The organism is Pseudoalteromonas fenneropenaei (genome assembly GCF_042643375.1).
GTDB classification, from domain to species: domain Bacteria; phylum Pseudomonadota; class Gammaproteobacteria; order Enterobacterales; family Alteromonadaceae; genus Pseudoalteromonas; species Pseudoalteromonas fenneropenaei.
The window spans coordinates 1-15,481 of record NZ_JBHRSD010000029.1 but is presented as its reverse complement, the minus strand read 5'-3'; the positions used below and the strand labels follow the sequence as shown (position 1 = coordinate 15,481).

Genomic DNA, 15,481 nt, shown 5'->3' with positions numbered 1-15,481 from the left:
GCGTCAATTAGCTGTTGATCAGTTGTTGTTGTAAAACTTGGATCTGGTCGCGAACTTGCGCCGCTTTTTCAAACTCTAGTTCACGGGCATGTTTCATCATCTGTGCCTCTAGTGTTTTGATTTGCTGCGCTAAGGTTTTCGCATCGTGCAATACGGTGACTATCTTCTCTGGCGTTTTCGCTTTTGCTGTATTACTGACCGACTCACCAGTATCCATCACGTCGGTAATTTTCTTCACCAACGCGGTTGGCGTGATGCCATGCTTAACGTTATAAGCATGCTGAATGGCGCGGCGACGCTCAGTTTCATCAATGGCGGCTCGCATAGATTTGGTTATCACATCACCATATAAAATGGCCTTACCGTTAAGGTGACGTGCAGCGCGGCCGATGGTTTGAATAAGCGAGCGCGTCGAGCGTAAAAATCCTTCTTTATCGGCATCTAGGATGGCAACCAAAGACACTTCTGGCATATCCAAACCTTCACGCAGTAAGTTAATACCCACTAACACATCAAATACCCCAGCACGGAGGTCGCGAATAATTTCCATGCGCTCAACAGTATCAATGTCGGAGTGCAAATAGCGTACTTTTACATCATGATCATTAAGGTAGTCGGTTAAATCTTCTGACATACGTTTGGTTAACGTCGTCACTAGCACGCGTTCATTTACTGCCACTCGTTTATAAATTTCCGAGAGTAAATCGTCGACCTGAGTGCTCACCGGACGCACCTCTAGCTGTGGGTCTAGCAGCCCTGTCGGCCTAATTACTTGTTCAGCGACTTCTCCATTAGAGCGGCTCAACTCATAGTCGCCTGGGGTTGCCGAAACATAAATGGTTTGTGGCGCAATCGCTTCAAACTCTTCAAATTTTAGCGGGCGATTATCCAGCGCTGAAGGTAAGCGAAAACCGTATTCGACTAAGTTCTCTTTGCGGCTGCGATCGCCTTTGTACATAGCACCGATTTGCGACACAGTGACGTGCGACTCATCGATGATCATCAAAGAATCATCGGGCAAATAGTCTAATAATGTTGGCGGTGGTTCACCAGGCGCACGCCCCGACAGATACCGGCTGTAATTTTCTATCCCAGAGCAATAACCAAGTTCTACCATCATTTCAATGTCATACTGAGTACGCTGCGCAAGACGCTGCTCTTCTACCAACTTATTGGCAGCTAACAGCTGTGCACGGCGGGCTTTGAGCTCTGTTTTGACATCTTCAATGGCAGCAAGGATCTTCTCCCGCGGGGTAACATAGTGTGTTTTTGGATAGATAGTGGCGCGTACTAAGTTTTTCTCAACGCTACCAGTCAGCGGGTCAAACAAACTAATACGCTCAATCTCATCGTCAAACATTTCTACCCGTACCGCATAGGAGTCCGATTCGGCCGGGAAAATATCTAGCACTTCACCACGGACACGATACGTACCGCGGCTAAAATCCATATCATTTCGGGTATATTGTAATTCGGCAAGGCGGCGCAAAATCGCACGTTGGTCAACGGTATCGCCCACTTTTAACAATAGCATCATTTGCATGTAAGAGTCAGGGTCGCCCAAACCGTAAATCGCCGATACTGAAGCGACAATAATAGTGTCGCGACGTTCCAGTAAGGCTTTAGTCGCCGATAGACGCATTTGTTCAATATGCTCATTGATAGACGCGTCTTTCTCGATAAAAGTGTCGCTCGCGACCACGTAGGCTTCGGGTTGGTAATAGTCATAATAAGAGACAAAATACTCAACCGCGTTGTCTGGGAAGAACTCTTTCATTTCCCCATATAACTGCGCTGCGAGGGTTTTGTTATGCGCCATAATGATGGTGGGACGATTAAGGTTGGCGATAATGTTGGCCATGGTAAAGGTTTTACCTGTCCCAGTGGCTCCAAGTAAGGTTTGGTGCGCTAGACCCGCTTCTAAACCATCACATAGCTGCGCGATAGCAGTAGGTTGGTCGCCATTAGGGCTAAACTCAGATCTCAACTTAAACGCATCACTCATGAATTACGCTTCCTTCACATCATTATTCGCTAATTGTTTTAAAGTACGACTAAACCACGAAAAGGCAATAGCCGCAGTAAACAAATTACCAATCGCCGCCCCCACAAATAGCCCTTGAATATCTGCCAAGAGGCTACCGAGGTAAGCACAAGGCAAATAAAACATAAATAACCGTACAATGCTCAGTAGTAGCGCGTTCATTGGTTTATGCAGGGCATTAAATGAAGAGTTAGTAAGGATGATAACGCCTTGCAAACCATAACTGAGCGGTAAAGTGAAAATAAATAACTCAATGATCTGCTGAACTTTAGCTTCGGTTGCAAAAGTATGGCTGATAAGTCCAGACGCTAACACCAACAGCACATAAATCACCAATTGCCAGCCGAGAACAAATTTCAACGAAGTCCGATATGCGCTCGACACACGCGCAATTTGCCCCGCGCCGAAATTTTGACTAACAAAAGGTGGTAAGGTCATAGATAAAGCTAATATGACTAAGCTCGCAATAGATTCAATACGGCTTCCAACGCCATACGCAGCCACGGCCTCCGGCCCATAGCTGGCGATTATTGCCGTCATCACGGCCATCGCAATAGGCGTCAGCATATTTGCTCCAGCGGCTGGAATACCAATCTTCAGAATTTTCCTGACCGCATTCGCCAGCGATTGATTACCTGCTTTATGGCTAATAAGCTGCTTTTTCACCGCCAACAAGTGCAGGATAATCACCACCGCAACACTCCAAGAAATCACGCTGGCGACCGCCGCGCCAGTTACACCCAAAGCTGGAATAGGACCAAAGCCAAAAATAAGCACGGGGTCCAAAATCGCATTAATAATACCGGAACCTGCCATTACAATACTGGGAGTTTTCGTGTCGCCATTAGCACGTAGCACTGAGTTACCAATCATAGGGGTTATCAGTAACACACTGCCTAAAAACCACACCTGCATATATTCGTGGATATACGGCATAACTTCGCTGGTTGCACCGAGTAAATAAAAGATCGGGTCAACTAGCAAAAAACCTACCACAGATAAGGCAAATACCATCGCCGCTGACAGCCAAATCGCGATAAACGCGTCAAACCGCGCTTCGTCTAATTTCTGTGCCCCTAATGCTTTAGCTATCACCGCCGAGGTGCCTATGCCAAGCCCAATCGCAAGGCTTATCACAGTAAAAGTCACCGGAAAGGTAAAACTAATCGCGGCCAATTGCTCAGTGCCTAACATACTGATGAAGAACGTATCAACTAAGTTGAACATCATCAAAGTGATCATGCCGAAAATCATCGGGACGGTCATATCTTTGAGCGTTTTGCCGATGTCATCGTGCAAAATACGGTTATGGGTAGAATTGTGAGTCATATTCACTTAATGCTTTTGACTTTGGCTCGGCATTCTAATCCATCACATGCAATGAGGCTACGAATTAAGATAGGTTATCACTCAGTCTAGAAATCGCTAAAACGGTCAATTATTTTATAAAGTCGGTTATTGCCGTAACTGCAAATGTTGTAAAATGGAGCTTTTCCTAGGGATCAGCAGGCTTAGCTGGTTATCTTCCCTATATGTCAATTTGTTTACAAAACCACCGCGCCTTAGACGTTTTTTTGCACAAAGGCGGTGCAAATTTGCCACATTTCGGTCATCTTTACCGCAACTGAACACATAAGCAAATGAAAAATGTAAACCATTGATTTTAATAACAATAGAAAAATACAAAAAAATCCTTGCATCGCCGCTGAGCCAGTCAAACTGCAGCCTGCCACACTTTCTCAAAAATTAATAAACAAGGTTATCCACAGAAATAGTGGATAACTCTTTACAAGTCAGAAAACTAAAGGCTTTGCGCTGGATCAGTAGATCAATCCGCGCCGTTTTCTGTGATCAAGAACACAACTAGACGCAAATTACTCTGGTAATTTAGACTGAGTTTATCTTGTTCAACTCACTAAAAAGACAATCTAATGAAAAATACATGTCAGTTTATAACTTTATAACTACATGTTTTTTAATGATTTAAACTTATTAATGACATGAATAATGCGAATTTATGGCAAATGACGGGGTAACAATCAGCCTCCCCATGGGAAAACTTGGCTATAAATTACCCATAAATATGCTTGTAAAATCGGTAATTCGTGTTCACAAGCTAGCTTCATCTCTGATCATAAGATTAAATTTTAATTTATACGGCATTGGTGCTGTTTTTTGATACAACACTTCAAAAAAGAAAGTTTTCTTAAGCTTTCGTTATCCTATTGCAAAAATTTTAAACACAATCAGACTCATCACGCTCAGCAACAGCAATAAGCGGGCAACTGAAATACCAGATATCCGATATTTAAATGAACAAATCGAACACAAAACCAGCGAACAACGCATTTTTTTAATTTCTGTGAACTTTTATTGTTGACAGCGCATAGTGCGGTCATTAATATTTCGCCCCGTTGAGAGACAACACGCTTCCCCCTTAGCTCAGTCGGTTAGAGCGACGGACTGTTAATCCGCAGGTCCCCTGTTCGAGTCAGGGAGGGGGAGCCAAACTTTCAATATACAAACGATTCCCCCTTAGCTCAGTCGGTTAGAGCGACGGACTGTTAATCCGCAGGTCCCCTGTTCGAGTCAGGGAGGGGGAGCCACTCGTTTGTTCTGATTTTTTGAAGTTCCCCCTTAGCTCAGTCGGTTAGAGCGACGGACTGTTAATCCGCAGGTCCCCTGTTCGAGTCAGGGAGGGGGAGCCACTTCAAACATTCAATCCTTAGATCCCCCTTAGCTCAGTCGGTTAGAGCGACGGACTGTTAATCCGCAGGTCCCCTGTTCGAGTCAGGGAGGGGGAGCCACTCTCAAGTTCCATTAGACTTTTCCTTGTAATTCCACTACCCTACTGACGTTTAAACAGAACTGTGCAACAACGATAAGTTCTCGCTTTACGTGTCGATTTTAACAACTATTAAGCACCAACTTAGTTAATCCAACTAAGCTTGCCTTTTACACTTGTTAAGATCCTTACCTTGATCGCTTTGCAGCCACCTCAGTGACTGAAGTAAAGCACGTTTAGTCAGCATAATATAAAAACGAGTACGATTGTTGCATCCCTATTCTCGGTTCGAGTTTACAAGACGGACAATATGACAGGCTTTAAAAAACTAATCTTTTTACAACTACTTTCTTGGTTGATCTTTTCAGCTCTGGGTACTTATTTTGTTGCGCTCAGCTTCGATTCCGCCGTTGGTAATGCTCAAGTTGGTGCGCAGTCAATGGTGACGCGTTATATCGAAAATAAAACCCTGCAAGACGTGACGCCAGAGCACATTGAGCAAGCGCTAAACAATGGCCAAGTATTTGCCACTTTTGTAATTCGCGATTATGACGGTAAAACTGTCATGCAAGTGGCAAATAACGCACAACTTCCTTTTGGCGTAGATATAGTCGAGTCTCTATTCAACTCCATCCGCCCGCAATTTGCCGTCAATAAAAGCAAAGATATCAAAATAGAATTTGTGATCAATGCCAACAGCCAAGCCGAATTATTTCAGCAAGCACTACTGCTAATGTATGTGATTTCGGCTCTAGTGGCATTTATTCCTGTTTTATATATGCAAACTATTTACCGTCGCCTCAATCGCAATGTCAGCACTACGGTCGCAGACGTGGTGGAGCTGTATATTGCGCAAAACCAGCAAGGCAATAGTATTGAAGCGGATTTCAGCACTGTTCGATTGGAAGAGTTAGGATCTGAGCTTGCTCCCTCATTTAACCGTTTGGCGCATTTCTTAAAAGCAAAACAAGAAGATATTCAAAACGCAGCACAAAGCATCAAGCAAGAGGCTTATAAAGATGTGGTGACCGGACTTGGTAACCGTAATATGTTTGTGGAATATTATGAACGCCATATTGAGTCAGCTGCTAAGAAAAGTTTTGGCAGCCTTGCGATGGTGCGCTGTAGCGAATTGCAAATAATCAATCAAACCCGTGGCTATCAAAAAGGCGATGACTATATCCGTGCGGTGTCTGAAATCATTCGACATGTCAGTGGTACTTACACCGCAAGTCAAGTGTTCCGCGTCAACAGCTCAGATTTCGCGGTGGTACTGCCTAATGTACCGACAAAAGAAGCTGAACAGTTTGGTGAAACGCTGCAAGCACGATTTACGCAGTTCCAACAAAATCAGGAACTCAGTTCTGTTGCCAATACTGGTATTGTCTCCTATGAAACGGGTAAACCATTGGGCGAACTGCTTTCTGTGGTCGATAACGCGCTCAGTATGGCACAAAGTAAGCAGGCCAATGCTTGGCATCTACAACGCGACTCAGACTTAGTGAATAATGTCAGCGCAGGCTTTGGTAACCAAAACTGGCGCCGCGTGATCCGCGAAGTTATCGACAGTAAACGTGTCAAACTTATGATGCAAAACATCATGCCCGTGGGTAAGAACGTTAAAGCCTATGCGGAGATCCAATCTCGTTTTACCACGGAAGATGGGCAAATGCTGCCAACCGCTTCATTTTTGGCTATGGCTGAAAAGCTCGATATGGCGGTTGATATTGATAAATTAATCATCGAGACTTCTCTAGAGCTAATCAAAACCCGTAATTTCAATGAGAAATTCTTTGGAATGAACGTCACCGCATCGAGTGCTCATAACGATCAATTTGTGATCTGGCTGGAGCGCCGTTTACTTAAAGAAGTGAATTTATCGGCTAAATTGATCTTTGAAGTCAGTGAATTTGGTTTACAACAAAATATTAAAGCCAGCCGTCGCTTTATTGATATGGTGCACCGTGTTGGCGCCCGTATTACGGTTGAGCGTTTTGGCGTGGGTTTAACCTCGTTTAAATTCTTCAGAGATTTAAAACCTGACTTTATTAAAATGGATGCCAGCTACACTCGTGGTCTAGAAGAAGATAAGAACAACCAATACTTTATGCGTTTAATGGTCGACCTCGCCCATCGTATTGGTGTCAGCGTATTTGCTGAAGGTGTTGAAAGCCAAGAAGAAAAGCATATTGTCGAGACACTTTGTCTTGATGGGGTGCAAGGCTATTACATCGAAAAGCCCAAAGAGATCTAACCACTCCAATAATACAGGTAAAAAAGCTGTTTAATGTCGAGCATTAAGCAGCTTTTTATTTATAAGCTAGCCTTGCCCACTCGAGCACTCACAACTTGTAAAGAATTTGTTGCACAACCTGTAAAATCATTCACTCTGAAATCGTCTCTTCGCTATGAAGCACAACACAATTGTTGTTAAACTTGAGCGAAAACGTGATAATACAGCGATTTTGGGACGCTTGGGGCTGGAATGACTGAATATCTACTGTTGCTGGTCGGCACTGTGCTGGTCAATAACTTTGTGCTAGTACAATTTCTCGGATTATGTCCATTTATGGGTGTGTCTGGCAAACTCGACACCGCTATCGGTATGTCCTTAGCCACCACCTTTGTACTGACGCTTGCTTCTGTCAGCAGCTATCTGGTCAATCAATATATTCTTTTACCTTTAGACCTCGGCTTTTTGCGTACCATGAGCTTTATTTTGGTGATTGCCGTTGTCGTACAGTTCACTGAAATGGTGGTACGTAAAACCAGCCCAACTTTGTATCGACTACTTGGGATCTTTTTACCGCTCATTACTACCAACTGTGCAGTACTTGGCGTTGCCCTCTTAAATATCAAAAAAGATCACAGCTTCATTGAATCCGCTTTGTATGGCTTTGGCGCCGCAGTCGGGTTTTCCTTGGTACTGGTGCTGTTTGCCGCATTGCGTGAACGTTTAGCCGTAGCCGATGTACCAACCCCGTTTAAAGGTGCATCGATTGCGATGATAACCGCAGGCTTAATGTCGCTGGCATTTATGGGCTTTTCTGGCTTGGTGAAATTCTAATGACCTTAATGTACGCACTTATTGCCCTAGGTTTATTGGCCTTAGTGTTTGGTATTGTGCTTGGCTTTGCCGCAGTAAAATATCACGTCGAAAGCAGCCCGATTGTTGAGCAAATTGATGCTATCTTGCCACAAACCCAATGTGGTCAATGTGGTTATCCTGGTTGCCGCCCTTACGCTGAAGCCATAGCCAATGGCGACGAAGTCAATAAATGCCCACCCGGTGGTGAAGCCACAGTCAAAAAGCTGGCTGATTTAATGGGTGTGGAAGCAAAACCGCTGGCTGGTGGCGAAGAAGCTGAACCCATTAAAAAAGTCGCCTACATTCGCGAAGATGAATGTATCGGCTGTACCAAATGTATTCAGGCTTGCCCAGTTGATGCCATTGTGGGTGCAACGCGGCAAATGCACACGGTACTTGCTGATGAGTGCACGGGCTGCGATTTATGCGTTGAGCCGTGTCCGGTTGATTGTATTGATATGATCCCGGTTGCAGAAACTAAACAAAACTGGAAATGGCAGCTCAATGCCATTGCCGTAACTCAGATAGACTAAGAGGTTTAAGTGGTATCATTACTTGAACAAATCGAGCGTGGCACGCTTTGGCAATTCCCAGGCGGGATCCATCCACCAGAATGCAAGTCTATCTCGAATCACAGCCCGATTACGCGTTTACCGCTGCCAGAAAAACTGGTGATCCCGATTAAGCAACACATTGGTGCCAATGGCCGTTTATTGGTCGCTAAAGGCGATTTAGTATTAAAAGGCCAACCTTTAACTGTTCCTAATGCCAACTGGTCATTACCTGTGCATGCGCCAACGTCGGGTGAAATTGTTGATATTTGCAGTTTACCCAGTGCGCATCCTTCGGCCTTACCTGAACTCAGCATAGTGCTTAAGCCTGACGGCAAAGATGTGTGGCAAGCTCGCTCACCGCGTGAAGACTACCGTCAACTCGACAAAAAAGCGCTGGTAGATATTATTCACAATGCTGGTATTGCAGGTATGGGCGGCGCGGGCTTCCCAACATATATCAAAGCCGACTCTCACCAGCCTATCGAATACTTGGTGGTTAATGGTGTCGAGTGTGAGCCTTATATCACTGCCGATGATTGTTTAATGCGTGAAAAAGCCGCTGAAATCATTCAGGGCATTGAGATAATGCAATACTTGCTCAATCCAGCTCGAGTTATAATTGGCATTGAAGACAACAAACCAGAAGCGCTCAGCGCCATGCGCGAAGCAGCAGCACACAATGACGCGATTCTGGTGCGCAGTATTCCAACTAAATATCCTTCAGGTGGCGAAAAGCAGCTGATCCGCGTGCTGACTTCAAAGGAAGTGCCAAGCCAAGGGATCCCCGCCGATATTGGCGTATTAGTACAAAACGTTGGGACTTTGTTTGCGGTTTATGAAGCCGTTATGCTCGACAAACCGTTAATTGAGCGGGTCGTTACCGTTACTGGCAATACCATTACTCGCCCTGCCAATGTATGGGCGCTACTAGGCACGGAAGTAAAACATTTATTGGATTGCCAAGGCTTTACGCCAGTTGAGGCGCAGCGTGTGGTAATGGGTGGGCCGATGATGGGCTTTACCTTACCAACTGTGCGTATTCCTGTGGTTAAAACCACTAACTGTATTTTGGCGCCAGACAATCAAGAGTTGGCCGAACCTGGTGATGAAAAAGCCTGTATTCGCTGCAGTGCTTGCGCCGATGCCTGTCCACAAAGCTTATTACCACAGCAATTACAATGGTTTGCTAAAGGCAAAGAATACGATAAGTTAGAAACGTACAACCTCTTTGACTGTATCGAGTGTGGTGCTTGCTCTTATGTGTGCCCGAGTGAAATTCCCCTCGTGCAATATTACCGTGTTGCTAAAGCCGAGATCCGCGAACAAAAACTCGATAAAGTCAAAGCGGAACGCGCTAAAGTACGCTTTGAAGCACGTAAAGAACGCTTAGAAAAAGACATGGCTGAGCGCCAAAACCGCCACAAACGTGCGGCAGAGGAAACCACCGCCAGTGCCGAAGAGCAAGCCAAAATCGCAGCTGCTGCCGCTCGCGTACAAAGCAAGCAACCGGATAAATCCGCAGTACAAGCCGCGATTGAACGCGCTAAAGCGAAAAAAGCCCAAGAAGGTGGTGAGTTAGTACCTGATAATAGCCAAGTTGCGTTAGAGCGCGAAAAACGTAAAGCGCAAGCACGTCAGTACAAAGCTGAAAAAGCGGCGACAGAGGATGATGAAGTAACATCAGGTGAAGACAAAAAAGCCGCGGTAGCCGCTGCAATTGCTCGCGCCAAAGCGAAAAAAGCTGCGCTAAATGAGTCGGTTGATACGACCGATGCAGCGTCAAACGCGCTACAGCCTGAAGCTCAGGCAATAGCTGAACCAACTACGCCAACTGCAGAGCCTGAAGATAAACGTAAAACCGCGGTAGCCGCAGCGATTGCTCGAGCCAAAGCGAAAAAGGCTGCGCTAAATGAGTCGGTTGATACGACCGATGCAGCGTCAAACGCGCTACAGCCTGAAGCTCAGGCAACAGCTGAACCAACTACGCCAACCGCAGAGCCGGAAGATAAACGCAAAGCCGCAGTAGCCGCAGCGATTGCTCGAGCCAAAGCGAAAAAGGCTGCGCTAAATGAATCGGTTGATATGACCGATGCAGCGTCAAACGCGCTACAGCCTGAAGCTCAGGCAACAGCTACGCCAACCGCAGAGCCGGAAGATAAACGCAAAGCCGCAGTAGCCGCAGCGATTGCTCGAGCTAAAGCAAAAAAAGCTGCACTAAATGAGTCGGTTGATATGGCCGATGCAGCGTCAAACGCGCTACAACCTGAAGCTCAGGCAACAGCTGAGCCAACTGCGCCAACCGCAGAGCCAGAAGATAAACGTAAAGCCGCAGTAGCCGCAGCGATTGCTCGAGCCAAAGCGAAAAAGGCTGCGCAAGCGCAGCAAGAGCAAACTGTCGAAACACCAACTGTAAACGTGGATGAGCCAACCGCCCTAGCAGCTGAAGATAACGTACCAGAAGTTTGCGAGCCTGCTGCTACAAGCGCAGAAGATAAACGCAAAGCGGCGGTGGCTGCGGCCATTGCCCGCGCTAAAGCGAAAAAAGCCGCGCAACAAGCCCAATCTGATCAGCCAGAAGGAAACGATCCGTCATGAAGTTAACTATGGCTTCGTCGCCGCATAATCACAGTCATAAGTCACTGTCGAAACTGATGCTAACCGTTGCTGCTGCCTGTATTCCTGGGGTTATCGCGCAAATTTACTTTTTTGGTTTCGGTGTACTGATACAAATTATATTAGCACTGGTTACTGTCAGCCTCGCCGAAGCTTTAATGATGAAAGCGCGTAATCGTCCGATTTGGCCAGCCCTCAGTGACGGCAGCGCGTGGCTAACAGGCTTATTATTGGCCATTAGTATTCCGCCTTTAGCACCGTGGTGGATAGTCGTAATTGGCTGCTTTTTTGCCATTGTAATGGTTAAGCAATTATACGGCGGCTTAGGGTTTAACCTCTTTAATCCAGCCATGGCAGCCTATGTGCTATTGCTCATTTCCTTCCCAGTACAAATGACAGGCTGGCTCCCGCCGTTAGATATCCAAGCTAACCCAGCTTCATTTAGCGATATTTTAAGCTTAGTGTTATTTGAGCAAAGCAGCCAAGGTCTTGGCCTTGAAGTGTTCCGTCATGGCGTCGATGGCACCACTATGGCCACCCCGCTTGATACCGTAAAACACGGCGTAGACGCAGGCCTTACCGTACCTGAAGCAATGCGCTCAGCGGTGTTTGATGACTACGCAGGCCATGGCTGGCAATGGGTTAACCTTGCATTTCTGGCCGGTGGTTTGCTGCTGCTACAACAACGTATTATTAACTGGCATATTCCAGTGGCAATATTAACCACCCTAGCCGTGTGCAGTGCGTTAGGCTATGTGCTTTCTCCTGGCCAAGAACCAGGGACGTTATTTCACTTACTCAGCGGCGCGACTATGCTTGGTGCATTTTTTATTGCCACCGATCCTGTTTCTGCCTCAACCACCAATCGTGGCCGTTTGATTTTTGGCTGCGGCATTGGCTTGCTGGTTTATATTATTCGCAGCCATGGCGGCTACCCTGACGCCTTTGCCTTTGCTGTGCTGATTATGAATATGGCGGTGCCGCTAATTGACCACTACACCCAACCTCGGGTCTACGGCCATGGAGACAAAGCATGATATTTCGTTCGATGTCAAAAAACGGCTTCATTTTAATGGTATTTGCACTTGGCACCACCGGCGCCGTCGCGTTGGTGCAACAACTGACTAAAACCCGTATTGCTGACCAAAGCCAGCAGCAATTACTGCAACAACTAGGCGAGGTATTGCCAGCTCAGTACTTTGATAACCGCCTTGATAAAGACTGTATGCTCAGTAATGCAGCTGAACTTGGCCCTAACGGCCCGCACCTTATTTATCGCGCACGCTTAAATGGCGAACCGAGTGCGTTGATAGTGCGCCATATCACCCCACGTGGTTACAGCGGTAACATCGACCTTATTACCGCCATTGATAAATCTGGCACCGTACAAGGCTCGCGCGTTACACGCCATGAGGAAACCCCAGGCCTTGGTGACAAAGTAGAGGTCGCCAAATCACCGTGGATTTTATCTTTTGCGGGCACTCAACCAAGCGCAGCAAAAGACCCAGCCTTTCGTGTTAAACGTGACGGCGGCCAGTTTGACCAGTTTACCGGAGCCACCATTACGCCACGTGCTGTGGTGCATAGCGTCAACGATGCAGCTTGGTATGCAACACAAAACTTTAACGCCATTTTTGCCGCAGCAAATGCTTGCGAGGAGGCTGCACAATGAGCGACGTCAATACCGTTATTCGTGAAGGCTTATGGAAAAATAACCCAGCTTTAGTGCAGTTGCTTGGCTTATGTCCCTTGTTGGCCGTCACCTCTACCATCACCAATGCCATTGGACTGGGCCTTGCCACCACCTTTGTATTGATTGGTTCTAACTTAACCGTGTCACTGGTGCGTAACTGGGTGCCAAAAGATATCCGTATCCCGGTTTTTGTGATGATCATTGCGGCGTTTGTCACTGTGATCCAACTTCTGATGAATGCTTATACGTTTGGCCTTTATCAATCACTGGGGATTTTTATTCCGCTTATCGTGACAAACTGCGCCATTATCGGCCGCGCCGAAGCATTCGCCTCGAAAAACACCGCACCACTTTCAGCCCTCGACGGCTTAATGATGGGCAGCGGCTTTACGGCTGTGCTGATGGTGCTCGGCGCCATGCGTGAATTACTCGGCCAAGGTACTTTATTTGCTGGCGCCGATTTATTGCTTGGCGAATGGGCGGCGGTACTACGCATTGAGGTATTCCACTTTGACAGCCAACTGTTAGTAGCAATATTACCCCCCGGTGCGTTCCTTGGCTTGGGTTTGCTTATTGCACTGAAGAACAGCTTTGACGCCAAGCAGAAGCAGCGCCAAGCCGTAGCTGAACCAGCAAAGGCCCCACGCGCTCGTGTAACCAGTTTAAATTAAGGAGTAACGGGTGAATAAAGATAAACGCATCGAGATTTTAACCCGCCTGCGTGAGGCGAATCCGCACCCACAAACTGAGCTGGAATATAGCTCACCGTTTGAGTTATTGGTTGCTGTTACTCTCTCTGCGCAAGCGACCGATGTCAGTGTCAATAAAGCCACCCGTTTACTATTCCCAGTTGCCAATACCCCAGAAGCTATTGTTGCGCTCGGTGTAGACGGCTTAAAAGAATATATCAAAACCATCGGCTTATTTAATTCTAAAGCCAATAACGTGGTAAAACTTTCCGAGATTTTGGTCGAAAAACACCAATCACAAGTCCCAGAAAACCGCGAAGCGTTAGAAGCCCTGCCCGGCGTTGGCCGCAAAACCGCTAACGTGGTCTTAAATACCGCCTTCGGCTGGCCAACCATAGCCGTCGACACCCATATCTTCCGTGTTTCAAACCGCACCAAATTCGCCCCCGGCAAAGATGTGGTCGAAGTGGAAAAGAAACTCGATAAAGTCGTGCCCAAAGAGTTTAAAGTAGATGTCCACCACTGGCTGATATTACACGGCCGCTATGTGTGTACTGCGCGCAAGCCAAAGTGCGGTAGTTGTATGATTGAAGATTTATGTGAGTTTAAGGAAAAGACTGAGTAATATTTTCCCGCTTTGAGCGAAAAGCAGAAATTTCTCTCCGCATCATAGTACTCATGCGAAAGTATGCTTTGCTTGATAGAGCGGACATTAACGCCTGAAGTTGGACGGACTTTTAACCGCAAAATGGCATGTGTCTCAACCACAGTGTCCAGCATCCATTCGTCGAGTTGATTGTCACTCGGATCGTGCTTCTCAGTAAGGCAAGCTAACTTTTTACTACAACAATCATCTTCAAAGCGATCTGCTTCTATTGATTTCCGTAGATCACGCAATTAAGTTGGATTGACAATGTTAGGGGGCGCTAATTTGTCCTTGCTCTGTAGATTAAATATGACTATTCATATCGACATAAGCTCAATGCAACTTGAAAGTTTTGCTTTTTGAGCTTAGAGTGATATTTTTAATAAGTTTCTAATTTACTGGTTGGTTCAACTTGTTTTAAAAACACGGCGCGCTGGTTCGACTGTTTCATAATGAGCGAGTCCTACAGGCCAATCAGTTGCTGGATTGTTTCTGAATTTGATTTTGGTTTTCCATCTAAATTATCGGCCCTACCCTTTTTATATCAATCGGAGCCTCCTGAGCATTAAATGAAGTCACTTATCTCTGTTCCCCAATTTTCATTACGCAGTTGGTTAATGTCATTATGGCTACCGTTAGGGTTATTAGTTATTGGCTACTTTGTGGCAACATCCATGGTAGATCAGCAACAACAAACCCAAGCAAAGCGAATTAGTGATGCGGTTACTGTCAGGTTAAATCTAATTGCAGAAGGGGTTAAGGAAAAGGTCACGCTGTATCAATATGGTTTGCGCGGCACCCGTGGTGCAGTAATGTCGCTATCCCCTGAGCATTTTGATTACAACGATATGCAGGCCTATACGCAAGTGCGAGACTATAAAAGGGAGTTTCCAGGGGCTCGTGGTTTTGGTTTAATCATCAAAGTTGAACCAAACCAAACTGCGGCATTTCTAGACCGGATGGCTGCCGAGCGACCAAGCTACAACTTCCAAATCAGGCAGCTTACGCCACACCAAGATAGCCTTTTTGTGATCACCTATATTGAACCTGAGCAAAACAACCGAGAGGCCTTGGGGCTTGATATTGGTTCCGAAGCAATGCGCCGCAAGGCAGCATTAGATGCGGCGTTCAATAACGATGTGAGGTTAACAGCGCCCATTACCTTAGTACAAGCAAATGAGCGAGCTCAACAGGGTTTTTTAATATTAATGCCGGTATATAAAACAACAACCGTGCCACAAGATAGTCGGCAACGGCTTGAACATTTATTTGGCTGGAGTTACGCCCCAATCCTGATTAACGAAGTCCTTAATTCAGTTGCAGGTCTGGAAAACGATGTCTTTCTGCAAATCAGTGACATTACCGAACA

At 46.2% G+C, this 15,481-nt stretch carries 11 protein-coding genes and 4 tRNA genes; 13 read left to right on the top strand and 2 right to left on the bottom strand.

Annotated features, from left to right (window positions below):
- Window positions 1-7: 7 nt before the first annotated feature.
- Entirely contained in the window at window positions 8-2,005 is a 1,998-nt protein-coding gene (gene uvrB / locus ACFOEE_RS15255; protein ID WP_377126100.1) for an excinuclease ABC subunit UvrB, read from the bottom strand.
- Window positions 2,006-2,008: 3 nt separating this feature from the next.
- Complete coding sequence (locus ACFOEE_RS15250) at window positions 2,009-3,373, bottom strand: MATE family efflux transporter (RefSeq protein WP_377126097.1); 1,365 nt, start codon at window positions 3,371-3,373, stop codon at window positions 2,009-2,011.
- Between the two features lie 1,102 nt (window positions 3,374-4,475).
- Here ACFOEE_RS15250 and ACFOEE_RS15245 point away from each other — a divergent pair.
- From ACFOEE_RS15245 to ACFOEE_RS15185, 13 genes are all read left to right on the top strand, one after another.
- Window positions 4,476-4,552, top strand: a tRNA-Asn gene (locus ACFOEE_RS15245).
- Window positions 4,553-4,573: 21 nt separating this feature from the next.
- Window positions 4,574-4,650, top strand: a tRNA-Asn gene (locus tag ACFOEE_RS15240).
- A 25-nt stretch (window positions 4,651-4,675) separates the two neighbouring features.
- A tRNA-Asn gene (locus ACFOEE_RS15235) sits at window positions 4,676-4,752 on the top strand.
- 22 nt (window positions 4,753-4,774) lie between these two features.
- A tRNA-Asn gene (locus ACFOEE_RS15230) sits at window positions 4,775-4,851 on the top strand.
- 288 nt (window positions 4,852-5,139) lie between these two features.
- Window positions 5,140-7,083 carry an EAL domain-containing protein gene (locus ACFOEE_RS15225; protein WP_377126094.1) on the top strand — a complete coding sequence of 648 codons (1,944 nt, stop codon included), beginning with the start codon at window positions 5,140-5,142 and terminating at the stop codon, window positions 7,081-7,083.
- A gap of 231 nt (window positions 7,084-7,314) precedes the next feature.
- Window positions 7,315-7,896, top strand: coding sequence for an electron transport complex subunit RsxA (rsxA, locus tag ACFOEE_RS15220; RefSeq protein WP_377126091.1), 582 nt, complete (start codon window positions 7,315-7,317; stop codon window positions 7,894-7,896).
- Window positions 7,896-8,450: an electron transport complex subunit RsxB gene (gene rsxB, locus ACFOEE_RS15215; protein ID WP_377126088.1), complete on the top strand. Its 555-nt coding sequence runs from the start codon at window positions 7,896-7,898 to the stop codon at window positions 8,448-8,450. Before rsxA ends, rsxB begins: the two co-directional genes overlap by 1 nt.
- Window positions 8,451-8,459: 9 nt before the next feature.
- Window positions 8,460-11,066: an electron transport complex subunit RsxC gene (rsxC, locus tag ACFOEE_RS15210; protein ID WP_377126085.1), complete on the top strand. Its 2,607-nt coding sequence runs from the start codon at window positions 8,460-8,462 to the stop codon at window positions 11,064-11,066.
- Complete coding sequence (rsxD, locus tag ACFOEE_RS15205; RefSeq protein WP_377126082.1) at window positions 11,063-12,121, top strand: electron transport complex subunit RsxD; 1,059 nt, start codon at window positions 11,063-11,065, stop codon at window positions 12,119-12,121. Before rsxC ends, rsxD begins: the two co-directional genes overlap by 4 nt.
- A complete protein-coding gene (rsxG, locus tag ACFOEE_RS15200) occupies window positions 12,118-12,756 on the top strand; it encodes an electron transport complex subunit RsxG (RefSeq protein ID WP_377126079.1) in 639 nt (212 codons plus the stop codon). The genes rsxD and rsxG overlap by 4 nt, the downstream gene beginning before the upstream one ends.
- A complete protein-coding gene (locus tag ACFOEE_RS15195; RefSeq protein ID WP_377126076.1) occupies window positions 12,753-13,448 on the top strand; it encodes an electron transport complex subunit E in 696 nt (231 codons plus the stop codon). The genes rsxG and ACFOEE_RS15195 overlap by 4 nt, the downstream gene beginning before the upstream one ends.
- Before the next feature lie 10 nt (window positions 13,449-13,458).
- Entirely contained in the window at window positions 13,459-14,091 is a 633-nt protein-coding gene (gene nth / locus ACFOEE_RS15190) for an endonuclease III (protein WP_377126073.1), read from the top strand.
- 638 nt (window positions 14,092-14,729) lie between these two features.
- Window positions 14,730-15,481, top strand: a 752-nt coding sequence (locus ACFOEE_RS15185) for a CHASE domain-containing protein (RefSeq protein ID WP_377126070.1), incomplete at its 3' end; no start/stop codon positions are given.

Coding starts and splice junctions, on each gene's coding strand:
- uvrB (WP_377126100.1), bottom strand. CDS start 2,005: ATGAGTGATGCGTTTAAGTTGAGATCTGAGTTTAGCCCTAATGGCGAC.
- ACFOEE_RS15250 (WP_377126097.1), bottom strand. CDS start 3,373: ATGACTCACAATTCTACCCATAACCGTATTTTGCACGATGACATCGGC.
- ACFOEE_RS15225 (WP_377126094.1), top strand. CDS start 5,140: ATGACAGGCTTTAAAAAACTAATCTTTTTACAACTACTTTCTTGGTTG.
- rsxA (WP_377126091.1), top strand. CDS start 7,315: ATGACTGAATATCTACTGTTGCTGGTCGGCACTGTGCTGGTCAATAAC.
- rsxB (WP_377126088.1), top strand. CDS start 7,896: ATGACCTTAATGTACGCACTTATTGCCCTAGGTTTATTGGCCTTAGTG.
- rsxD (WP_377126082.1), top strand. CDS start 11,063: ATGAAGTTAACTATGGCTTCGTCGCCGCATAATCACAGTCATAAGTCA.
- rsxG (WP_377126079.1), top strand. CDS start 12,118: ATGATATTTCGTTCGATGTCAAAAAACGGCTTCATTTTAATGGTATTT.
- ACFOEE_RS15195 (WP_377126076.1), top strand. CDS start 12,753: ATGAGCGACGTCAATACCGTTATTCGTGAAGGCTTATGGAAAAATAAC.